The organism is candidate division KSB1 bacterium, assembly GCA_022566355.1.
In the GTDB taxonomy this organism is placed as follows: Bacteria; Zhuqueibacterota; JdFR-76; order JdFR-76; family DREG01; genus JADFJB01.
Genome location: JADFJB010000080.1, coordinates 1 through 22,433 on the forward strand (window position 1 = coordinate 1; position 22,433 = coordinate 22,433).

Here is a 22,433-nt window from a genome sequence, read left to right on the forward strand (position 1 = left end):
TAGAAAAAAACCGTGCGGCATTTTCACGCATAGCACAGGCTTTCCGCCTGCATGACCATGAATTTAGCTGCTCTGAACATATTAATCCCTAGCGCTTTTATAACGGGGGGCGGCATAATCAATTCGTTTTAACCCTCTGTAGCGCATTCTGCGAGCACCTGTCATGTGAATAAAGCGAGAGTTGGTTGCTTCAATTCCGGAACGATACCGGTATTTCTCTTTAAAGGCTTCACTCTGTTCATAGCGGCGACGGAAAGAAACGTTAACCTCTTTGTGATTGTACCGTAATTGATAGTCGTTTTTACCCTTTTGTGTTGCACATGATGAAAAGATGGCACAGTTACCACAAACTTCTTTTGTCCAGATTGCAGTGAGCGTACCCTTTTTATGATGCTTGATTTTCTCTGGAGCATAGCCTTGGGGACAACGTTTAACTTCATGTGTTTGCTGGTAAATTCGAAATCAACTAAATTGTGTTTTGGCTTTTTACCCTAGCTATATTTGGATCAGAATTTAGTTCTAAGAATGATGTTATCTATTAACTATTATGGTTTATGTAGGCACATATTTTGATAAAGAGGGTCTTGGCTTTTTGACTCAAGCTTGCCGAAACAGTTTAAACATATTTATCCAAAATATATTTTTAGAATATCTTATAAAAGACTTGACGCGGTTTCTTATTCGAACCTTAAAAAAGAAAAACACATTTTCATGGTTCATATGAACTACATATCAAAAGGCTAATCCTGTAGTCGTTGAAATTTCCAAAAGAATATTTAAGAAAGAAAAATTAAACAAATAGCTTTTTTTATATGAAATCATACACAATTTTTTGATTAGATCTTTCCTTTTCTCTTTTCTGCTGTTACTCTACTTTATTGTATTTTCTTATACTTATCGATGGTCAATAGTGATAACGTTAATTAACATTATCGTATCATGACATCAATAAAAAAACCCCGTAAACTTTACGTTTACAGGGTTTCAAGAGTCGGGGCGAGAGGATTTGAACCTCCGACCCCATGACCCCCAGTCATGTGCGCTAACCGGACTGCGCTACGCCCCGATCATTGTCTTCATGTGTAATTATTTGTTCTATTTCCAGTAACTCTCCTCGCAAATCTTGAATGAGTGTTTTAACATGCTCGTTGGTCTGGTCAAATTGGATCTCGTCGAGTTTTGATTCATCCTGAATCAGTTCACGCAACTTATTCTTTGCACCGTCGATTGTAAATTTCTCTTGATACAATAACCGCTTGATCAAAAATATGATTTTAACGTCACGAGATTTGAAAGTTCGGTTGCCGGCCCGGTTTTTTGTCGGCTTTAATTCGGGAAACTCACTTTCCCAATATCGCAATACATGCTGTTTAACATCGGTAACCTGGCTGACATCGCTGATCGAATAATACAATTTTTGTATCGGCATAGTTCGCATAGCATATTTCCTTGAGCAAGCGTTTTATTGTATAAATATTGCTCTCAATAATCAAGTGCTTTTTACAGGATTCTTGAGGTTGTTCAGAATGATAGTTCCCATGGAAAAAGTATTGATGGCTTTTAATTTTATTTTTTCTGTCATGGAGCTGGCTTGATTCACCTTGAAATGAAATTGTCTATCGCTTTCAAACAGGTATACTGCTTTCCGGTTTAAACCGAATAAATTACCATTTACAACACCCGGATTCATCGTTACCGCCCCTGTGTAACCCACCTGTAAACACAGCTCTTCAATTTTTTTATTTAATCGTCCAAACGGATAAGAAAAGAAATTCACAGCTACTCCCAATCGATCTTCCAATGTTTTCTTGGAGACCTCCAATTCATTTACAATCTTTTTCGATGGTGAGGGTTTTAGATCGATATGGCTGCAGGAATGGCTGCCAATTTCAAACCCCTGGTTGCATAGCTCTTTAAGTTCACTCCAATTCAAATGTCGGCATTTACCGGAACTATCATAATAATCCCAGCTTCCTCTCCTATCTATAAAGTTGGTGACCACAAATATCGTGGCTCTCATTTTTCGTTCCAGCAGAATTTCATATGCATTTTTGTAAAAACACCGAAGTCCATCATCAAAAGTCAGCAGTACACTTTTCTTATGAAGATTATCAAAACTCCTGTTAAAATATTCAGACAGTGTGGGAACAGAAAATTCTGCCTGCTGAAGATATTTGATTTGAGTTTTGAAAGATTTTGGAGAAACCCGTGCAATGGTTGGATGCCAAAAATTGCAAATGTGATGATAAGCAAGAATGACCGTATTGTCTTGCCTATTCGGAAAACTCATGGATTACCCGGCTTTCATAGTTAGTGACGGATGGCTTCCCGTGGGTTTAAAGATTGTATAGAATAGCTTACTTTCCTGAAACAACTCAAAAGCGAGTTCAATAAGCTGATCCTGGTCCACAGTCTCTATGGCTTTTATGGTCTCTTCCAACGGGATAAACTTACCGTGGTAAATCTCCATTTTTGCCAATCGATCCATTCGGTTTGAAGTACTTTCCATGCCAAGAATCAGGTTGCCTTTCAATTGATTTTTTCGCTTGAATAGTTCGTCTTTAGGGATGGGTTCATCAATCAATTTTTGAAGTTCTTTTTTAACCAGATCGAGTGTCAGATCAATTTTTTCTTTATCTGTTCCAAGATAAACACCGAAGATACCGGCTTCCTGGAAGAAATCTACAAATGAATATATGGAATAAGCCAAACCATGTTTTTCCCGAATGTTCTGAAACAACCGTGAACTCATCCCGGCGCCCAGGATTGTATTCAGAACCATTAAAGCGTACCGACGTTCATCAGCATAATTGAAAATACGTTTTCCAAGACAAATGTGAGCTTGCTGAAACTTATTTTCATAGATAGACTGTGAAGGATTTTCTGCAGAAAGGGCAGTGTTCTTTCTATTGGACAATTTAGGAATGTTACAAAAATATTTATTGACAAGATTCAATACCTGGTCATGATCGACATTTCCTGCGGCAGAAATAATGATTCGATTTGCGGTATAATTCGAAATATGAAAATCAATTAGATCTTCTTGAATAATTTCCTTGACCGTTTCCTTAGAACCTAAAATCGAATAACTCATTGGATGCGGTTGAAACAGGGACTGAAGAAAAAATTCATGAACCAATTCGCCGGGATCGTCTTCTAATTCGGTAATTTCTTCCAATACGATATCTTTTTCAATTTGGATATCCCCTGTTGATAGTTTTGAATTCAGCATCATGTCGGCAAGTATTTCGATTGCGATATCCAGATCTTCATCCAAAAGATGCGCATAATAGCAAGTGTGTTCTTTGCTTGTGTAGGCATTAATTTGTCCACCCAGTGATTCTAATGAATCGGCAAGCTCAAGTGAAGTACGGGTTTTAGTCCCTTTGAAAACCATATGCTCTAAAAAGTGGGCAATACCATTATTTTGTAGATTCTCATCCCGGGTACCGGCAAGTACCCACACCCCTATGGAAACAGAACGAACATATGGGATTTTTTCAGTTAGGACCCGGATTCCATTTGATAACTTTGTTTTTTTTATATTCTCTACAATTGCCATATGTTTCATCGAGATTTTAAGCGCAATTATTTGTTATTATTTTCTTCTGAACCAGGTTTTTCAATTAATGCCTTTCGACTTAAACTGTATTTGCCGCCTTCGACCTTCAATACTTTAACATCGAGATTTTCACCAACTTTTAGAACATCCTCAACCTGGTTAATTCTTTGGTGAGCGATCTCGGAAATATGCAGTAACCCTTCTTTTCCCGGCAGGATTTCAACGAAAGCGCCAAAATTTGTAATTTTTTTAATCGTACCGTTATAGGTTTTCCCAGCTTCCGGAATGGCCGTTAAATTTTCCACCCACTCCTTCGCTTTTTTGCTAGCATCTTCATCAACAGAAGCAATGATTACTGTGCCGTCATCATCGATATCAATAGTAGCCCCGGTTTTATCAATAATTTCACGAATCATTTTACCACCAGGTCCAATAACCGATCCGATCATATCCACTGGAATTTGTATTGTTGTGATTCTTGGAGCATATTGGGACATTTCCTTATTGGGTGTGCTCATGACAGCATTCATAATATCCAGGATCTTTAGTCTTGCCTCGTGCGCTTTACTCAGGGCGGTTCGCATGATATCAAAAGTAATTCCTTTTATTTTGATATCCATTTGAAAAGCAGTGAGTCCCCTTTTTGTGCCAGCTACTTTAAAATCCATATCTCCCATGTGATCTTCATCGCCAAGGATATCTGTCAGAATCGCCACCTGCTCGCCTTCTACAATTAGTCCCATGGCTACACCGGCAACATTCTCACGAATGGGTACCCCGGCATCCATAAGAGATAGCGAACCCGCGCAAACCGACGCCATGGAGGATGAGCCATTTGATTCCATTATGTCAGAGACAATCCGAATCGTATAAGGGAATTCGGATTCATCCGGGATTAGGCATTTCAATGCTCTTTCGGCCAATTGCCCATGCCCAACTTCACGCCTGCTAGTGCCTCTAATCGGACGCGCCTCTCCAACACAAAATGGTGGAAAATTGTAATGCAGCATGTAACGCCTCCAGGACTCATCACCGAGACCATCAACCCTCTGTTCATCTTTTTTGGTTCCTAAAGTAACGGTTGCAAGGCTCTGAGTTTGTCCACGTGTAAATAGAGCCGAGCCATGCGTTCTTGGAATTAAACCAACTTCACAATCTATTGGCCGGATATCATCCAAACCACGGTTGTCGATTCTATTTGAAGAAGTTAAGACCTGTTCTCTCATTTTATCCTTTAGGATATCACCAATGATCGGATTGATACTATCAAGATCATCCGGAAATGATTCTTCTAAATCTTTAGTAGCTTCTATTCTGATTTCTTTTAAATATTCACTTCGTTCAGATTTGTCAGTAAATTCCAGGGCTTTCTTTATGCGATCCGCATATTTTTCCTGGACGATGTAAGTAAGCTCTTCAGAATCTGCAACTGGAGTATACTCTTTTGTAACAGGATTTATTTCATTAACAAGTTCATCTTGTAATTCAACCTGGCGAACGATTTCTTTGTGTCCTAACTCGAGTGCATCAACCATATCTTCTTCTGAAATTTCCTCACTCCATCCTTCAACCATCAATATTGAATCACGAGTACCTGATAGAACGACTTCAATATCGCTGTTTTCAAGTTCCTGGAAAGTCGGATTTATTACAAATTCCCTATCGATTCTTCCAATTCTAACTGATCCAACTGGTCCTTGAAACGGCACAGATGATATGGATAATGCAGCAGATGCACCAATCGTGCCCAAAACATCTGCATCGTTTTCTTTATCCGAAGACAATACAAAAATAACTACTTGAACTTCATTTTGGTAATCTTTAGGAAATAATGGTCTTATTGGTCGATCGGTTAAACGGGCACTAACCGTTTCTTTTTCGCTAGGCCGACCTTCTCGTTTGAAGAAACCGCCTGGAATTTTTCCTGCAGCATATGCTTTCTCTCTATATTCAACCATAAGCGGGAAAAAGTCAATATTCTCCCTGGGTTCCTCAGAGGCGGTAACCGCAGCCAAGATTAATGTATCTCCATATTGAACCGTAACTGAACCGGCTGCTAATTTGGCAAGCTTTCCAGTCTCAATAATCAATTGCTTACCACCCAAATCCATTTCTTTTCTAATAACCATCTAGGCCTCCATGCCCCAATAATAATTAAAGGGAATTTTATTCACGTAATTGTTTATTATTTATCGTTACTGTTTAACGACGTATATCTAATTGTTTGATGAGTGATCGATATTTTTCAATATCATTTCGATTCAAATAATTCAACAAGCGGCGTCTTTGACCAACCATTTGAAGCAAACCCCTTCGTGAATGGTGGTCTTTCGAATGCTGGCGAAAGTGCTCAATAAGCTCTTTTATTCTTGTTGTGAGCAGAGCAACCCGAACTTCAACACTTCCGGTATCCTTTTCGTTCTTGCCATATTTTTTTGTAATTTCAGCTTTTTGGGCTTTGGCTAATGACATTAATCCTCCATAAGAATTTCTGATTTATTAAAATAATCTCTTGTTTGTAAAACATCTAAATGCATTTGTTCAATTAATTCCCTTTCCGAATTAAACTTCAATTCATCACGAATTCTATGAATGAAATGAATCGTTAGTTCTTCTCCGTAAATATCTCTTTCAAAATCGATTAGGAAGGCTTCGATGGTAACCTCATGTTCATTAAAAGTGGGTCGATTTCCAATACTCACAGCAGCCGGGTACCACTGATTATGAAGCAAAGCTTTTGCAATATAAATACCTTTCCCGGGAACAAGTTTATTGGGATCGCTAGGAGCAAGATTTGCCGTAGGAAAATTCAATTGCCGGCCTCTGCCAATTCCTTTAATAACTTTACCAGACAAGGGGTATGTTTCACCCAATAATTCATTTGCATTGTTTACATCTCCGGCGAGTAGATACTTTCGAATTAAAGAACTTTTAACTTTATTATCTTGAACAATATGTGGTTCTAAAACTTTTAACTTGAAAACATTTCTATCTGCATATTGTTGCAGCATTTCAATGTTCCCAGATCGTTTGTGCCCAAATGCGTGGTCGTAGCCAACCACTACTTCATCGATTTGCAATTGGTTTATTAAAATATTTTCAATAAACTGCTGGCCGGTAGTTTTGGAAAAATCTTTCGTAAATGGAAGTATTAAAAGTGTATCCACATCACTTTTTTTTATCAAATTAATCTTCTCTTCCAGGGTGGTGATTACTTTAAACGATGGATCGCCACTATTGAGTACCAATCTAGGATGAGGATCAAATGTAATTAAAACCGATTCACCTTCATATGGCTGTTTTCTTTTAGCTAAAAATTTCAGCAATTCCAAATGCCCCAAATGCACGCCGTCAAAAGTTCCTATCGTTACAACGGAATAATTTTTTAATTTTAGTTTTCCCAGACCTCTGACAACATTCATATCTGCTACTTAAACTTCTCTCAATTTCAATAAGTCATTTAATTCGTATGAATCCTTTAAATAATAAGGCCCAATTCTTGTACGGACTAGAGATTTTAAATAAGCTCCGGTCCCTATTTTCTTACCTAGATCATTAGCCAACGAACGAATATAAGTTCCTTTTGAACAGGTTACATCAATATTTATACAAGGCCACTCAAAACTGACCAAATTTATTTTTTCAATTCGTACTTTGCGAGGATTCAAATCTACCTTTATTCCCTGTCTTGCATATTTATAAAGACGCCTGCCTTTATATTTTACTGCAGAAAACATGGGGGGTATTTGTTTAATGTCGCCAACAAACGATTTCAATTCAGATTCAATTTGGTCTTGATTTATATTAGGCAATTCGTCACACGTTTTTGTTATTTTTCCATCTATATCATAAGAATCAGTTTCAATGCCAAATTCAATTTCAGCCAAATATTGCTTTTCCATACCGGTCAGCGCCTCAGATTTTTTTGTCGCTTTTCCGGTGAGTATCAATAAAACACCACTTGCAAATGGATCTAGTGTACCGGTGTGACCTACCTTTTTAATCCCGAAGTGGCCGCGCACTTTCTTAACAATTTGAAAAGAAGTAAATCCAATCGGTTTATTGATATTAACAATCTTACCTGCATCGAATTGAGTTTTCGTTTTAACTATTCTTTCGTTTTTTCGATTAAATGCTCTATCTTTTTCACATATTCCAATGTATCATCGATAAAAAATTTCAAATATGGAATATATTTAAGATGAACCACTTTTTTTAATTCCGCACGAATAAATTGGGAAGCATTATTTAAAGTATCTAAAACCTCAGATTTATTATTTTCCGTTTCTAATGTGCAAAAATAAATCTTTGCATGTTTAATATCCTCACTCATTTTAATATGAGTTATAGTTATAAATCCAATTCGGGGATCCTTTATTCCACGTTGAATAATCAGCGAAATCTCTTCTTTTAATAAATCGGCAACTCTTCTTGTCCTATGTGCCATTTTGCTATCAGTTATAAAACTCTATTTTTCTCTCGATTAGTTCAAAACGATCATCCTGGTCCAGCATCCGCATAATTTTATCAAAACAGTTTTTAATGAGATTCTGATCGTTAGAAACCATTGCCATTCCGATCGTAGACCGCTGCCATAAATCACCACCGTTTAATTCAGCTATCGAAACATTAAACTTTTTTTTTACTTTGTCCTTCAAACTCAAGATTACGAAGCGTTTATCTTTTAAAGAGAGTGCAGTAGGAATATAAATCTCAATCTGGAAGTATCCAAGCATGATCGCTAATATGGCTCAACCTATAGCTTAGCTTTGGTTTTAATGATTTTGAAGGATTCAAGAGTATCACCAACTTTGATATCGTTGAAATCCTGAATTCCAATTCCACATTCATAACCACTTTGCACTTCTTTTGCATCATCTTTAAATCTCCTTAAAGACGAAATCAAACCCTGGTAAACAGTAACGCCATCACGAATAACACGCGTTTTATCATTCCGAACCATTTTTCCACTTTGAATATATGAACCGGCAATTAAACCGAATTTTGGAATCCTAAATGTTTCTCTCACTTCCGCAACACCAATAATTTCTTCTTTTTCTTCAGGCTCAAGCAATCCTTCCAGTGCCTTTTCCACATCATTGATTACATCATAAATAATTTCATAAGTACGGATGTCTACATTTTCTTTTTCCGCTACAGCCCTGGCTTTGGCATTCGGCCTGATATGAAACCCAATGATGATTGCTTCTGATGAATAAGCAAGCAATACATCTGATTCGGATATCTCACCAACTGATTTGTGAATTATATTTATAGAAACTTCCTCATTGCCAAGTTTTACCAATGAGTCATTCAAAGCCTCTAAAGAGCCTGCCACATCTGCTTTAACAATGAGTTTAAGTGATTTTAACCCTCTTTCTCGCATTTTCTGAGAGAATTCATCCAACGACATAGGACCGGACGATCGAAAATCATGTTCTCTTTTTAATTGTTGCCGCTTCGATGAAATATCTTTTGCAACTCTATCGGATTTCAAAACATAGAAAAAATCTCCGGAAATAGGAACTTCATCAAAACCTAAAACCTGTACCGGTGTAGACAGAGTGGCTTTTTTTACCGGGTGACCTCTTTCATCAAACATAGCACGAACTTTACCTGAAATATACCCAGCGATGATTGGGTTGCCGACTTTTAAATTTCCTTCTTGCACCAAAACCGTGGCTACTGGCCCTTTACCACGATCCAATTCAGCTTCCACGACGACACCCTTAGCCAGTCTATTAGGATCAGCTTTTAAATCAAGCAGTTCAGCCTGGAATATTAACAATTCAAGAAGTTTGTCTACATTTTCACCGGTCTTGGCAGACAGCTCAACTGATGGATATTTTCCACCCCAATCCTCAACCAAAATATCCTGTTCAGAGAGTTGGGTTTTAATCATTTCGGGATTAGCGCTTTTTTTATCCATTTTATTAATGGCAATAATCATCGACACATTGGCTGCGCGGGCATGGTTTATGGCTTCAATTGTTTGTGGCATAACTTTATCATCCGCTGCAACGACTAGAATAACAATATCCGTTGCTTGTGCACCCCTAGCTCTCATAGCAGTAAAAGCTTCGTGGCCGGGTGTATCTAAAAATGTAATTTGATTACCCTCAACATCGACAACATAAGCGCCGATGTGCTGGGTAATGCCTCCAACTTCACCGGCAACGATATTACTGTTTCTGATATGATCTAGCAAAGAAGTCTTACCGTGATCGACATGACCCATAATCGTAATAATTGGAGGCCGCGTTTCAAGCTTCGATGGATCGGTTTCTTCTTCCAATTCTTCTATAAAATTCTGGCCGTATTCTTCAACTTCTTCTACTTCCAAACCGAATTCATGGGCAAGCATAATGATGGTGTCCATGTCAAGGCGTTGGTTAATAGAAACAAGCTGTCCCATTTCAAGGCATGTTTTGATGACTTCGTTGACTTCGACATCCATTTCACGCGCCAATTCGGAAACAGAAACAAATTCACTGACTTGAATCGTTCCTTCTGCAACCTCTTCTTCCTCACCCTGTTCTTGAGATGCTGCTCGCTTTCTTCTTTTTGGCTTACCCTTATCATCCATAGAGGCCATTGTTTTTCGAATTGCTTGTGAAACATTTTCTGCAGAAACTTTTCTTTTCTTCTCTCGTTTCTTTTTCTTCTTGTCTTTTTTACTATCTTCATCTTTTGTTTCAGCGACTCCAGCCACCTGATCTTTGGACGCTTCAATTTCGGCTGCAGTTGATTCGCCTTCTTTGACAGTTTCACCCTCCACTTCCGGTTCTGTTACAATGGGTTCATCTGGCGTTTCAGCGATTTTTTCTTCTTTTTCAGGTACAACTACAGGCTTCTTTTTACCCGTCCAAGGTTCAACATGCCCGACTGGCAAAGTAGATATTTCCGCATCCAGCAAACGCTCTAAGCGCGAATCTTTCGATTTAGGTTTTGACGGAGCTTCAGCTTTTTCTTTTACTTTCTTGACTTTTTCTTCTTTTAACTTTGCTATTTCTTTGGCTTTTTCAGCTCTTATTTGTTTTTCTTCTGCTCTGCGTTTTTTTTCTTCTTTCTGTTTTTGAACAGCCTTTTCTCGCACCTCATCAAGGCTATCAACTTTGGTGTCGGTTATTTCCTGAATTTCCCGTCGGATAAAATCCAATCGTTCTTGCTCTTTCTCACGGCGAAGTTCGGCTTTGCTTTGGAAGTCAAAATCTTCAGTTTCGTCTGCAGTTTCGTCTATCGGCTTTTTAAATTTTACATTGATTTTTTCATACATCTCTTGTGTTACCATACTCATATGGTTTTTAACCTTAAAACCTTCTTCCTTGAGAAATCCCATAAGAGACTCCACAGAAACATGAAGCTCTTTTGCAACTTTAATAACTCTTTGCTTTATCTCGGGTAAAGATATTTTTTCTTCTATTTCTGCCATTATTCTTCAACAAAGTTTCTTACTGATTCCATTATCTTTTCAGCAGTTTTATTCCCAATACCTTGAATATCCTTTAACTTGACTTCTCCTGATCGAAGAACATCTTCAATAGTGTTAATTCCGGCATTTTGGAGTTTTGCAAGAACGGATTTTCCAATACCTCCAACATCTATTTCTTCCAAAGTCTGGTGAGCACGAGATAACATTTCCCGATGCTCCGAATCTTTAAGGATTTCGATTTCATACCCGGCAAGCTTGGATGCAAGCTTACGATTTACACCACCCTTGCCGATTGCTATAGAAGCCTGTTCATCAGCAATAATAGCCGTCGCAGAATGGTTCCTTTCATCCACGGTAACAAAAATAGGGCGGGCAGGACTGAGAGCGCGAGTGATATAAATTTCAGGATCACTGCTCCAATTAATGACATCTATCTTTTCATTATTTAGTTCACGTACGATGGCCTGAATTCGAATACCCTTCATCCCGACGCACGCACCAACCGCATCAATTCTTTTGTCATTGGAATAAACTGCAATCTTTGCTCGCTCACCAGCAGTTCGTACACAATCCCTGATTTCTATAACACCATCGTAGATTTCGGGAACTTCTAATTCCAAAAGTCTGATTAGAAATTGCGGATCTCTTCTTGATACGATAATTTCAGGGCCTCTTGAAGTAGATTCCACACTTTTAATAATTGCCCGGAGGCTTTCTCCTCTTCGATACCGCTCATTCTGAATTTGTTCTTCTCTCGGCAATTCCACTTCTGTCCGGTCGATGTTAAGATAAATATTGCCCCGGTTTATTTGCCGTATATCACCAACGATAATCTCACCGATTCTATGTTTGAATTCATCGTAAATATGGTTCTTTTCCAATTCACGAAGTCTTTGATTCAAATGTTGTTTTGCGGCAATTACCAATCTCCGTCCAAATGAACGAGGATCTACTATTTCAATAAACTCATCGCCAACCTTAAGATCCGGCTCAACTTTTCTTGCTGTTTCCAAATCCACTTCCAAATTAGAATCCAGAACTTCTTCCACAATCGTTTTATTTTGATAAATCTCGATTTCACCTTTATCGATATTTACAAATACATCAAAGTTTTCTTCGGAACCATATTTTTTCCGAATCATCATTACCATTATTTCTTCGATAATACTGGACATCAACTCACGGTCAATATTTTTCTCTTTTGTGAGTTGTGAAACTGCGTCTGAAATATCTATTCTCATCCTTGATTCTTCCTTCTTTTACCAAGGCAATGCCTGGACTGCCTTAATAATTTGCCTGAATTGCACAAAGACTTGTTTGTTATCCACTTCAATATAGATACCATCTTTTAAAACCTCAAATAATCTACCTTTGATTTTCCTGTTCATATCGTTTTCTGAATAAAAAACTTCCAATTCTTTATCAATTTTCAACCGAAAATTTGCTTCGGTTTTTAAAGCCCTATTGATACCCGGGGAACTAACTTCCAGCTGATAATTGGCTCCAAGCAGTTCATCCAATTCCGGATTTTGTGAAAGCCGCCTGGAAATATCGGCACAATCATTAATTGAAATACCGTCTTCTTTATCAGCAATAATACAAAGTTGAAATCGTCTGGGGTTGCCTTTAAGCTGCAAATCAATTAACTCAGCTTTATATTGTTCGAGTTCCTGAGAAATAAGTGCTTTAATCCTTTCTGGTATTTCCATAATCTTGAATTTTTAAGCAACAAAAAAGTGGGCTTTTGGCCCACTTCAAGTTGAAAATATAAAGCTTAATGATCTGGAATGCAATAAATTTATTGTAATATTGATAAGCCGTTCCATTTCATCTCTTTTCTCAATTTTTTGGAGCCTTTGACAAGTATAACCGAAACACCTGATTAATAACATTTCTAGAGCTAAAAACATAGAAAATAAAAACAAAAGGACATCAAATTGTTTATAAATTATAAAAAATATTTTGGATAGAATTTTAGTGGTGACAAAACAGTTAGAAGTTTATACCCGCCATTCGATTTTCTCAAATTCCGGGCCGGGGATTTCACATTCAATCAGTTCTTCTTTTGGCCATTTTTCAATCAATTTCTTATTCCTGAATAACTTAATCTGGTACTGGACTTTGTCAGCGGGCGCTCCATCAAAATCATCAAATGGAATTTTCAATTCGAGAAAAGATTTAAAAGCGGCTTTAATACCAACAGGGTTGTCAATCGATTTTCCATTCTTTCTGACAGACAAACTGTTATTCATTCCTTTTTTAGCCAAAGAGCCCAGGTTGACAAGGATATTTATTCTCCCGGGTTCAAAAATACAAACTTCAATTTCATAATCAAACAAATGTTTCTTTGAAAACTGTTGATCGGTTATTACTTTTATATAAAAATTATTAAGATCAAATCCAAAATCAATTGACTCCACAAATTGAGACATTTGATGCATTGAATCCCCTTGAACCTTGGTGTCATAACTCCCCGCTCCTAACCATTCAAAGTAATTGGTTTCGATACCATCGATAACCGGCGAGATGAATCCCATTGGTTTACAAGATAGATGCTTTTTATGTCCTCCCTGGCGAATCGATTGATACAAATGAGCCGGTACATCCAGATTAAGGAGTTCATACATTCTGATCAAATGATGTCGAAATATTTCATCAAACTCATCAGCATTTTCGTTGGTATGATCATCGCCATACCACCAATACCAATCCGATCCTTCGGCAATCAAAATACCCTCATGTGCTTGTGCAATAACATCATCAGAATAGGAACCGGAATTTTTAGCAGTTTGCCAAGCTTGACGTGCTTTATACAGGTAATCCCACGCCTGGTTATCTTCCGGATGGCCGATCCAAATAGCAAAATTATGGTTAATCCACGATCCGGGGAAAAGCCTTGGTAATTTTTCGCTTTCTTCTGATTTTGTCAAATACTCGCTAAAAGTTACTGTCTTAAGGCTTTGTTCAGTTGTGAGTGAGCTGTATAACGCTTGCAGAAATGGCTTGCCATTTTCTTTATAGAATTCCCAACAGTTTTCACCATCTAATATGATTGAGACAATAGCTTTATCTAATCTTTTTTCACCAAACCGATGAATAATATTTTTGCGAATATTTTTTAGCTTTGTGATAAAATCATTGGCCGCTTGTTCTGCATCCCAGTTTTGGTAAACAAATCCAATCAAATCAGACAATTCATGGTCTCTAAAAAAAATATTGATGGGACCTGAAGTGGAATCATATTTCCAGCTTTGATATAATTCCTCCCTGGATCTATTTTGCCACCCCAATTTGTGCCAGGTTGAAAATAAAATTTCTTCATCCGTTGCAATCCAATTCATCTCATTCGCTGCAAACAATTCCGCTACTTCCTCGCTTACGCTGCCTTCAGACGGCCACATACCCAAAGGTTTTTGTCCAAATATTTTTTCATGGAAATGTATCGCACGCTTAATTTGATCTGCTGCATCTTCCCTGGCTTGAAATAATTTTTCCGGTAACTGTATACCAGGCTGAGATTCTTTAGCAATCGAACTATCGCATAATAACGGCAAGATTGGATGATAATATGGCGTAGTGGATAATTCTATTTGACCATTTTCCAGTAATTCTTTGTGTTTCTCAATCACATTCTTTAACAATTGCCTTTGGGCTTTCATTAGATTTATTTTATCTTCCGTAGAAAATCCATGATCCTTTATTATTAGTGATTTAAACGGCTCTTTCTTTTTGTAGATTTCTCCTACCCAGGAAAGATTGAACCATATTTGTAAATCTAAAAAATCCTGTTTTGAATAATTGTTTAACGCTGTTTGAGGATTTTGAGGATCAAAATGCCGACCGCGTTTTTGTAGTAAATTTTTATACCCTGGGTAAATTTCAACCTGGTTTTTCCAATTTGCTTGAAAAAAATATTTGAGGATCTGTATTTGCTCAGACTGTGTTAAGTCACTCACATTCTTATTCGTTAGTATCTCTATTCGATCCTGGCATTTGTCATCGATGTAATCCTGCAACTGCGCCAGTAGTGAAGGAACTAAATTAACATTTTGATGTATTTCAGGGTAATCATCCAAAATAGCTACCATATCGTAATAATCCTTAAGTGCATGCATCCGAACCCAGGGCAAAATAAATATCTCTTTACCCGGATGATAGTAATTAGGCTGATGTTGGTGCCAGAGAAATGCCACCTTTAGGTGCTTCACTTTATTCTCCAAATAATGTTTGTTTTTATAAATTAACAAAAAAAAAGCCGGAAGTTTTCCGGCTATGATAAGTTGAATTTAATTATCGGTAACTTTAGGATTTTTTGGAGATCTCTGCCAGTAATAATCTTGCATCTTGGGCAATTGGCGATGTCTCAAAACTATCGATGATTTTTTGTAGTAAGGTTTGTGCTTTTGTAATATTTTGGAGCTCAATATGATTATTTGCTGCAGAGAAAAGAAACTCAGGCGCAGAGAAAGAATTCGGATTTTCATCAAATGCTTTTTGATATGCTTCGGCAGCTTTTTCTTTGTCTCCTTCAATCGCATAGCAGGCAGCAATGCCAGCATGGGAAGCACTCACAAATAGCACATCATCTGCATAATCGTCATTGTACATCGCAAAATAACGCTTGGCTTCCGTATAATTCTCCTTTGCATAATTGGCTTTGGCCAAATAATAGGTAGCAATTCCGGCGTTTTTAGGGCGCAAGGCTTTAAGGATGCCACCGGAATACTCATCCACTAGTTGCTGTAAAATGGGGATGGATGCATCATATTGGTTCTGATGATACAATTCTTCGGCACGAAGCAATTTAGCTGAAATGGAAAGATTGGCGTTCTGCTTGCTTTTCATCATAAAAAAGACAACGGCAACAATTAGGATCAACGCTCCTCCACCCATTATAATATTCCTGCTGTTTTCTGAAAAAAAATCGGAAGCATTCGCAATAAATGTAACAAATTTATCCTCTTTAATTTCTCTTCTTTTTAACCTTCTTTTAGGTTTTAACATTGATTATCCTTTTGTCTTATTTTAAATACCTGTTTCCACAATCTGTACCCCTGGCAGGATTCGAACCTGCGACACCCGGTTTAGGAAACCGGTGCTCTATCCTACTGAGCTACAGGGGCATTCTTTAATTTACAATAACTTACGAGCCTGTTTTTCTGACGATTTAATCCTGGTAACCATTTGGTGACCATGAAATCGGAAACCTTAAGGCAAAGGGTTCACCGCCTGACGTTTGCGTTCGACATTAAAATGAGCATACCGCATAGTCGCAGAAATATCTTTATGTCCTAGCAACTCTTTCACAGTTACCAAATCTACTCTACTCATTATGAGTTGACTCCCGAACTGATGTCCTAGATCATGAAAGCGTAAATGACCAATCCTGGCTCGTCTAACTGCACTGTAAAAGCCCTTTTGTATGTTGACAAATGGCTTTCCATTCTCATTAGGAAAAACATAGTCACTATTCCGAGGTAATTCAAACATTAGTAGCTTCAAAATCGCATTAAAAGGATTACACGAAACTCCTTTGATTTTGATCATTCAACTGTGATTAGTTGTGAATTTAGATGAACATGTTGCCAGCGCAAAATCCAATATTTCCCGTATCCGGATTCTTGTTTTTACAGCCGTGAGTACAATAGGGACGCAACCAGGATGAACATTCTTGAAGTAATCTTTGGACTTCATCATCCTTCTTTTAACCTTTGTTGTTTATATTGCTCAATTTGATTTGGTGTGATTTTAACCAATGGAATCTTCTTGAAGTGATTACCCAAGTGTTTAGCAACTATCACCCGACTCTGTAAGACGACTTGTAGCTTTGGGAATAGCACAGGTATTCATTAAAAATGTGCAAAAAGATTCACTGCTGCCTATAGCTCCAGGTTGAATCTGCCCTGTGCAATTTTACCCTTTCTAGCTTCATAAGCCTTTTTGGCCATCACTTTGCTAAATCCAACACATCCCCGGCGTCGTTTATCCAGGTTATCATAATAGTCAATATACCATTTGCCACTCTTTTTAAAAATGGCCCCGGCATAACTCCTTTGTTGATGTTTTGAAAGAACAATGAATTATAATATACATTTACTTTCGCAATTCAACAATAAATTTATGAACTCAAATTTATTAGGCAATCTATTTATCTTTGTAATTTCTCTTAATTCTGGATTGTATGGCAATATTCTGTGTCCTAGCTTTCTCTCTTTATCTTTGATCCATCGACCGTTCAGATAAGGTCGTCTATTAAACGCTCCCATTTGAATTAAAAGGGGCAATTTCGAACGATCTACGTCAACTGCTATTAATTCATAAGGACGAATTTTTAATTCCTGAAGATTTTGAATTATATCAGAATTTTCCAAATCCTTTAGTCCAATCACTTCTATAACCTGTGGTTTGCCTTTTGATAGCAACGTAACAATTAGGATTTATAATCTACTTGGAGAAGAAATTATAATACTGGTTAAGAATCAGCAAACCAAAACTGGTTATCATACTATTAATTGGGATGGCAGAAATTCTTATGATAGTAAAGTTGCCACAGGAATGTATATTTATCAGATGATTTCCGGAGGATTTATTCAAAATAAGAAGATGGTCTTAGTAGAATAATATCAAAATGATAACAATTATTATTCTATTGTTTATTAAACCCTGTGATATTTTGGAGTCATTGGGAATTAATAGGAGATAATAATTATTTCATTGAGGAGTCTCTTGGAAAAAGCCAATAAAAATAAATATTTGAATATTAAGATTCCCGAACTGGGGGTCATGGGGTCGAAGGTTCAAATTCTCTCGCCCCGCCTCTTGGAACTTTGTAAACATTGAGTTTACGGTGTTTTATTTTTGACGGTATGACTACCTAAAAATGCTTGGGGTACATATTAGGCACATAAATTATTTGAAAATCAACAATTCTTAAAAATAAAAAATCTACTTCAACAATAATAGTTTCCTGGTCTTTACAAACTCTCCTGCCTGCATGCGATAATAATAAATACCATTCGGCAATCCCCCGGCATCAAAATCAAGAGAATAGGTTCCGGTTTCAAAGTTTTTGTTAATCATGGTTGCGACTTTTCTTCCTGCAATATCAAATAGATCAAGCCGGACATTCGATGGCTGTGCAAGTTCGAACCGAATTGTAGTAGATGGATTAAAGGGATTGGGATAGTTTTGGGATAATGCAAATAGGTCAGGCACTTCAGTCGAGATCTCTTTAACAGATGTTGTAGAGGCTTCATTTAAAAATACGCCATAATCTGTGCCGGCAAAAACATTACCTTTACCATCAACGGCAATGGTATAAACTGCAATGTTTTCAGGAAAGCCTTCATTAAACCGGCTCCAGTTGTCGCCGAAATCATTTGAAAAATATACACCACGGAATTGAACTCCATTAAAATTTCCTCCTGTGCCAACAATGATGCCGCCATTCAAGCCTGGTAGAATACCCATTGTATTGATTCTTGTATTAGCTAAACCATTATTGATACGGTGCCAGGAGTTGCCATCGTCTAAAGAGCGATAGACGCCATTATTGTTGGTTCCGGCAAATAGGTAGCCTCTTTCATGAACTGCTATCGTACTCACTGCAATGTTGTCTAAAAAATTACTCCTTTTAGTCCATCCTTGGCCATTGTCGGTTGATATGAAGATGCCATCATTGGTGCCGGCAAATAGTTGACCTTTGACATCAATTGTAAGTGTAAAAACAGCCTTATTGTCCAGACCATTACTTACCTGCTGCCAGCTATTGCCTTTATCTGAAGAACGAAACACACCACTAAGTGTGCCCGCAAATAAATCCCCAAAACTATTGATAGCAAGGGTATAGACGAGCTTCCCAGTTAAACCATTATTGATTTGGTGCCATGTTTTTCCGTTGTCGATCGATCGGAAAACACCTTCATTCCATGTGCTGGCGAAAGCTTCATTAAACCCACTTGTTACAAGTGAAGAAATATCCGTATTCGTTAAACCGTTGTTCAGCTGTTGCCACTTGAACCCATTATCATCGGAGCGATAGATGCCGCCATTACCGGCGCCGGCAAAAACGTCTCCGGTATTGGAATTGACAGCAAGAGCATGCACAGCTATTACCGTTAAGCCATTATTAAACTGACTCCAGGAATTGCCATTATCTTCAGATCGAAATACACCGGTATGGCGGGAACCGGCAAAAATATCCTGGGTCTTGGGATTAATCGCAAAAGCGTTAATAACCGTATTGTTCAATCCGCTATCTAATGGGTTCCAGGTAAACCCATAATCCGTCGAGCGAAAAGCCCCTTTTTTATTTGTACCGGCAAGGATATCACTTGCTCTTTCTGTTGGGATAAAAAGAGTACGAACGGATGTTTCAATTAAATCATTGTTAAGCCTGTTCCAGGTTACACCATTATTATCGGAATGATATACACCGTTATCCGATCCCGCGAAGAGAGTATTATCACGGTCTGATGGAATGGCCAGTGTGTACACGGCCGTGGTCAAACCATTATTGGCCTCCAGCCAACTATCGCCATTATCAGTCGATTTAAAAACACCTCTGAGTGTACCGGCAAAAACATCACCGGATGTATTGATGCCAAGAGCAAAAATTCTTGCATCTGGTAGTCCAACTCCCCTATAAACCCAGGTGGAGCCATTATCAGTAGAACGAAATAGACCCGCTCTCCAGGTTCCTGCAAATATATCGCCATCGTGATTAATGGCAAAAGCACTAATCCAGTTTTCCGTTGTTGGTGTAATGCCGGTATCAACCTGGTTCCAGGTTGCGCCATTATCACGGGAACGAAATACACCACTGCTATAAGTTCCGGCAAAAATGTCACCATCACTATTAATGGCCAGCGAAAAAACATCCGGCTCTGTTAAACCGGTATTAATCTGCAGCCAGGATTCGCCATTGTCCATCGAACGGAATACACCACGATCCACTGTCCCCGCAAAGATATGGCCATCATTATTAATGGCATATGCATTAATATGGCCACCAAACGGGCCATTGGTTTTCTGCCAAAAATCATTCTGAGCAAAAACTGGTTTATTGGGGATGTAAAATAAAAATGTTATTTGACAGAAAATAATGAAGAAAAAACGGTTGTATCGCATGGCTTCCCTCCATATTTTAGTTAATACTTCTAAATATTATCACTAACATTTCTCACTTGCTAATAAGTGATGTAAGTGCTTAATAATAATAAATATAGATAGCATTGTCACTCCATTATAAGGAGAGACAATATATGACCATGACAATTTACTTCCAATCGATAGCGATGTCAAGAAATACTTAGAGAGGCTATTGTTCAAATCTTCATGGATAAAGAGTTTCTTATCTTCTTCATTAGCATTGATGTTGGCAGGCAGGAACTTAAGGGCGACGACAAGATCAAGTTTTGTGTCTTGGGCTTTATATACCACACCCATCCCGCCCTATCCTATCTTCTGTAAGATTTTGTAATGGGAGATGGTTTGGCCAATCACTCTGAAATCTCCTGAAATAAATATGCGCGGGACGACTTGTCCCGATTCGTCGGGAAGTTACCGCCTTCACCGCTTGTCCTGAGCGCAGTCGAAAGGAGCTTCTCGAGGATTTTGTTTACCCGTGAGATAACGTAGATGGAGATTTATCAACATGTTGAAGTTCCCTGTTGGATCCAATTATTTTTAAGAAATCGTGCATTTTTATCTCACAGAGTAAAGTATGAAATTGTCTTACATATCATAAGCAACTTCAGCTATTATGATGGTTTGTTAGAAGTCCACCAAATGATAGGATATTACTTGTTGAGAAATCAAAAGTCAAGGATTTTCTTAACTTTGTTTGGATATTTAGATGGATAGATAACTTTGCAGATTGGGAACATGGTTTCAAATGTGATAAAGCAAATTGTTATACGTAATCTCACTTCGATTGCTTTCAATCAATCATTATTAACGTAATAGAAGCTCAATGCAGCAACTTGCTGCAAGTCACCGGAGTCGACGTCCCAGAGCAAAAGCCCAAAATGGGTAGCCGATATACAGTCCGCCTGAAGTAGCGCTTCAGCCACCAGGCAAAACTTCACGCAATAGCCGAAAAATATTTTCGCCCATAATCATGCGTATTTCATCCTCTTCGAAGCCCTGATCGAGCAGGGCTTGGGTGATATAAACCATGCCGGTTACATCGAAGGGCAGCTTGTCGCCGTCGAAATCCGAGCCCAGTGCGACATGCTCAACGCCGACCAGGTCTGCGACATAGCGAATTGCGCGGGCAATCGACTGGCCGTGATCGACCCCACAGACTGCACCACTCCAGAACCCAATGCCGATGACACCGCCGGTCCTGGCGATCGCGCGAACGTGCGCGTCGCTCAGATTACGGCTGCGGTCACAAGTGCCCTGCACCCCGGTATGCGAAACGAGAACAGGCCGGGTGACGATTTCCATTACATCATCAATGAGTACCGGAGAAGCGTGCGCCAAATCTACGGTCATGTGCAATGCTTCCATGCGGCGAATGATCATGCGGCCGAACTCGGTCAAGCCGCCTTTTTCAATACCATACGATGAGCCGCCGATTTCATTGTCGAATTGGTGGACGAGGCCGAGAATCCGATAACCGGCGCGAAAATGTTTTTCAAGATTGTCCGGATTTCCTTCCAAAGAGTGCAAGCCTTCGATGGCCAACAGCCCCGCTGTCAAGTGCACATTTTGCTGCCGGTCGCTGAGAAATTGCTCCACATGGCCCGATGTTTTCAGGATACGAAAATCGCCGCCCGACTCTTCCGCGAAGTCATGCAATCGTCCGGCGAGGTAGAGTGCCCTGCTGTTGAGACTGAACCAGGTTGCCGGCGGCCAGATTTGTGTGAGCGCCGAGAGCGTGATCAGATTCAAACCGTCTGCGCGGGTACCGTGGGGGCCGCGCTCTTTCGGCACTTTCGTTGGAACGGAAAAAACCTGCAATGCGACGTTCCCTTCCCGCAGACGTGGTAAATCGACCTGGCCATAATCTTTACGCCGGAGCAAATCCCGTCCCCAAATCAGAGCATCGTCGTGCAGATCGGCAATCAGAAGGGAGGAATGCAACGCCTTCGCCCTGGCAGACAGGCTCTCTTTTGCCTCCGGTAGTAGTACTGCGTTGAATTTGCGATCGAGTATCTCCGGTACGATGAACGAAGCCGCAAGCCAGGCAACGCTAATGATTGCAATCAAAATCACAAAAAAAATGACTAATGCTTTTTTCATAACGAGTCCCTATTAGTAAGATGATTGATGTTTATTTCATAACAAAGATTTAGCGACTCCACTATTTTAAAAAAAATTCAATTTATCAAAATAAATATGGTTTCAACGATTAATTAACCTGGATAATTCATAAATTCTTACCGCAAAGGCGCAAAGATCGCGAAGAAACAAACACTTACATGCAGTTTT

At 38.7% G+C, this 22,433-nt stretch carries 20 protein-coding genes and 2 tRNA genes; 1 reads left to right on the forward strand and 21 read right to left on the reverse strand.

Going from position 1 to position 22,433, the window contains the following annotated elements; genetic code table 11:
• Nucleotides 1–81: 81 nt before the first annotated feature.
• The 19 genes from IIC38_13645 to IIC38_13735 form a co-directional block, all read right to left on the reverse strand.
• The gene (locus tag IIC38_13645) at nt 82–456 is read right to left on the reverse strand and encodes a transposase (GenBank protein ID MCH8126985.1); all 375 of its coding nucleotides are present in this window, start codon (nt 454–456) and stop codon (nt 82–84) included.
• Between the two features lie 535 nt (nt 457–991).
• Nucleotides 992–1,066: transfer RNA gene (locus IIC38_13650), tRNA-Pro, on the reverse strand.
• The gene (locus IIC38_13655) at nt 1,043–1,438 is read right to left on the reverse strand and encodes a MerR family transcriptional regulator (GenBank protein ID MCH8126986.1); all 396 of its coding nucleotides are present in this window, start codon (nt 1,436–1,438) and stop codon (nt 1,043–1,045) included. Before IIC38_13655 ends, IIC38_13650 begins: the two co-directional genes overlap by 24 nt.
• Nucleotides 1,439–1,489: 51 nt before the next feature.
• A complete protein-coding gene (locus IIC38_13660; GenBank protein MCH8126987.1) occupies nt 1,490–2,290 on the reverse strand; it encodes a polysaccharide deacetylase family protein in 801 nt (266 codons plus the stop codon).
• Between the two features lie 3 nt (nt 2,291–2,293).
• Nucleotides 2,294–3,562: an insulinase family protein gene (locus tag IIC38_13665; GenBank protein MCH8126988.1), complete on the reverse strand. Its 1,269-nt coding sequence runs from the start codon at nt 3,560–3,562 to the stop codon at nt 2,294–2,296.
• Between the two features lie 26 nt (nt 3,563–3,588).
• The gene (locus tag IIC38_13670) at nt 3,589–5,691 is read right to left on the reverse strand and encodes a polyribonucleotide nucleotidyltransferase (protein MCH8126989.1); all 2,103 of its coding nucleotides are present in this window, start codon (nt 5,689–5,691) and stop codon (nt 3,589–3,591) included.
• Between the two features lie 73 nt (nt 5,692–5,764).
• Entirely contained in the window at nt 5,765–6,034 is a 270-nt protein-coding gene (gene rpsO, locus IIC38_13675; protein ID MCH8126990.1) for a 30S ribosomal protein S15, read from the reverse strand.
• Nucleotides 6,034–6,984 carry a bifunctional riboflavin kinase/FAD synthetase gene (locus tag IIC38_13680; GenBank protein ID MCH8126991.1) on the reverse strand — a complete coding sequence of 317 codons (951 nt, stop codon included), beginning with the start codon at nt 6,982–6,984 and terminating at the stop codon, nt 6,034–6,036. Before IIC38_13680 ends, rpsO begins: the two co-directional genes overlap by 1 nt.
• 9 nt (nt 6,985–6,993) lie before the next feature.
• Nucleotides 6,994–7,722: a tRNA pseudouridine(55) synthase TruB gene (gene truB, locus IIC38_13685; protein MCH8126992.1), complete on the reverse strand. Its 729-nt coding sequence runs from the start codon at nt 7,720–7,722 to the stop codon at nt 6,994–6,996.
• The gene (gene rbfA / locus IIC38_13690) at nt 7,671–8,009 is read right to left on the reverse strand and encodes a 30S ribosome-binding factor RbfA (protein MCH8126993.1); all 339 of its coding nucleotides are present in this window, start codon (nt 8,007–8,009) and stop codon (nt 7,671–7,673) included. Before rbfA ends, truB begins: the two co-directional genes overlap by 52 nt.
• Before the next feature lie 7 nt (nt 8,010–8,016).
• On the reverse strand, nt 8,017–8,298 hold the full coding sequence (locus IIC38_13695) for a DUF503 domain-containing protein (GenBank protein MCH8126994.1): 282 nt from the start codon (nt 8,296–8,298) through the stop codon (nt 8,017–8,019).
• Between the two features lie 20 nt (nt 8,299–8,318).
• Nucleotides 8,319–10,994: a translation initiation factor IF-2 gene (infB, locus tag IIC38_13700; protein MCH8126995.1), complete on the reverse strand. Its 2,676-nt coding sequence runs from the start codon at nt 10,992–10,994 to the stop codon at nt 8,319–8,321.
• Complete coding sequence (nusA, locus tag IIC38_13705) at nt 10,994–12,235, reverse strand: transcription termination factor NusA (protein ID MCH8126996.1); 1,242 nt, start codon at nt 12,233–12,235, stop codon at nt 10,994–10,996. The genes infB and nusA overlap by 1 nt, the downstream gene beginning before the upstream one ends.
• Nucleotides 12,236–12,253: 18 nt before the next feature.
• Nucleotides 12,254–12,703 carry a hypothetical protein gene (locus tag IIC38_13710; protein ID MCH8126997.1) on the reverse strand — a complete coding sequence of 150 codons (450 nt, stop codon included), beginning with the start codon at nt 12,701–12,703 and terminating at the stop codon, nt 12,254–12,256.
• A gap of 291 nt (nt 12,704–12,994) precedes the next feature.
• Nucleotides 12,995–15,202: a glycoside hydrolase gene (locus IIC38_13715; protein MCH8126998.1), complete on the reverse strand. Its 2,208-nt coding sequence runs from the start codon at nt 15,200–15,202 to the stop codon at nt 12,995–12,997.
• A 94-nt stretch (nt 15,203–15,296) separates the two neighbouring features.
• Nucleotides 15,297–15,998 (reverse strand): tetratricopeptide repeat protein, encoded by a 702-nt coding sequence (locus IIC38_13720; GenBank protein MCH8126999.1) that lies wholly within the window; start codon nt 15,996–15,998, stop codon nt 15,297–15,299.
• Between the two features lie 45 nt (nt 15,999–16,043).
• Nucleotides 16,044–16,117 (reverse strand) — tRNA-Arg (locus IIC38_13725).
• Between the two features lie 85 nt (nt 16,118–16,202).
• Entirely contained in the window at nt 16,203–16,496 is a 294-nt protein-coding gene (locus IIC38_13730) for a tyrosine-type recombinase/integrase (GenBank protein MCH8127000.1), read from the reverse strand.
• A gap of 578 nt (nt 16,497–17,074) precedes the next feature.
• Complete coding sequence (locus IIC38_13735) at nt 17,075–17,383, reverse strand: hypothetical protein (protein MCH8127001.1); 309 nt, start codon at nt 17,381–17,383, stop codon at nt 17,075–17,077.
• Between the two features lie 16 nt (nt 17,384–17,399).
• Between IIC38_13735 and IIC38_13740 the strand changes: the two genes are divergently transcribed.
• Nucleotides 17,400–17,615: a T9SS type A sorting domain-containing protein gene (locus tag IIC38_13740; GenBank protein MCH8127002.1), complete on the forward strand. Its 216-nt coding sequence runs from the start codon at nt 17,400–17,402 to the stop codon at nt 17,613–17,615.
• A 324-nt stretch (nt 17,616–17,939) separates the two neighbouring features.
• Here the strand turns inward: IIC38_13740 and IIC38_13745 are convergent, their stop codons facing one another.
• Both IIC38_13745 and IIC38_13750 read right to left on the reverse strand, forming a co-directional pair.
• Nucleotides 17,940–20,123, reverse strand: a complete 2,184-nt coding sequence (locus tag IIC38_13745; protein MCH8127003.1) for a T9SS type A sorting domain-containing protein — start codon at nt 20,121–20,123, stop codon at nt 17,940–17,942.
• A 936-nt stretch (nt 20,124–21,059) separates the two neighbouring features.
• Nucleotides 21,060–22,244: a membrane dipeptidase gene (locus tag IIC38_13750; GenBank protein MCH8127004.1), complete on the reverse strand. Its 1,185-nt coding sequence runs from the start codon at nt 22,242–22,244 to the stop codon at nt 21,060–21,062.
• Nucleotides 22,245–22,433 lie beyond the last annotated feature (189 nt).

Coding starts and splice junctions, on each gene's coding strand:
- rpsO (MCH8126990.1), bottom strand. CDS start 6,034: ATGTCATTAGCCAAAGCCCAAAAAGCTGAAATTACAAAAAAATATGGC.
- IIC38_13710 (MCH8126997.1), bottom strand. CDS start 12,703: ATGGAAATACCAGAAAGGATTAAAGCACTTATTTCTCAGGAACTCGAA.
- IIC38_13680 (MCH8126991.1), bottom strand. CDS start 6,984: ATGAATGTTGTCAGAGGTCTGGGAAAACTAAAATTAAAAAATTATTCC.
- IIC38_13745 (MCH8127003.1), bottom strand. CDS start 20,123: ATGCGATACAACCGTTTTTTCTTCATTATTTTCTGTCAAATAACATTT.
- nusA (MCH8126996.1), bottom strand. CDS start 12,235: ATGAGAATAGATATTTCAGACGCAGTTTCACAACTCACAAAAGAGAAA.
- infB (MCH8126995.1), bottom strand. CDS start 10,994: ATGGCAGAAATAGAAGAAAAAATATCTTTACCCGAGATAAAGCAAAGA.
- IIC38_13695 (MCH8126994.1), bottom strand. CDS start 8,298: ATGCTTGGATACTTCCAGATTGAGATTTATATTCCTACTGCACTCTCT.
- IIC38_13660 (MCH8126987.1), bottom strand. CDS start 2,290: ATGAGTTTTCCGAATAGGCAAGACAATACGGTCATTCTTGCTTATCAT.
- IIC38_13670 (MCH8126989.1), bottom strand. CDS start 5,691: ATGGTTATTAGAAAAGAAATGGATTTGGGTGGTAAGCAATTGATTATT.
- IIC38_13720 (MCH8126999.1), bottom strand. CDS start 15,998: ATGTTAAAACCTAAAAGAAGGTTAAAAAGAAGAGAAATTAAAGAGGAT.
- IIC38_13750 (MCH8127004.1), bottom strand. CDS start 22,244: ATGAAAAAAGCATTAGTCATTTTTTTTGTGATTTTGATTGCAATCATT.
- IIC38_13655 (MCH8126986.1), bottom strand. CDS start 1,438: ATGCGAACTATGCCGATACAAAAATTGTATTATTCGATCAGCGATGTC.
- rbfA (MCH8126993.1), bottom strand. CDS start 8,009: ATGGCACATAGGACAAGAAGAGTTGCCGATTTATTAAAAGAAGAGATT.
- IIC38_13665 (MCH8126988.1), bottom strand. CDS start 3,562: ATGGCAATTGTAGAGAATATAAAAAAAACAAAGTTATCAAATGGAATC.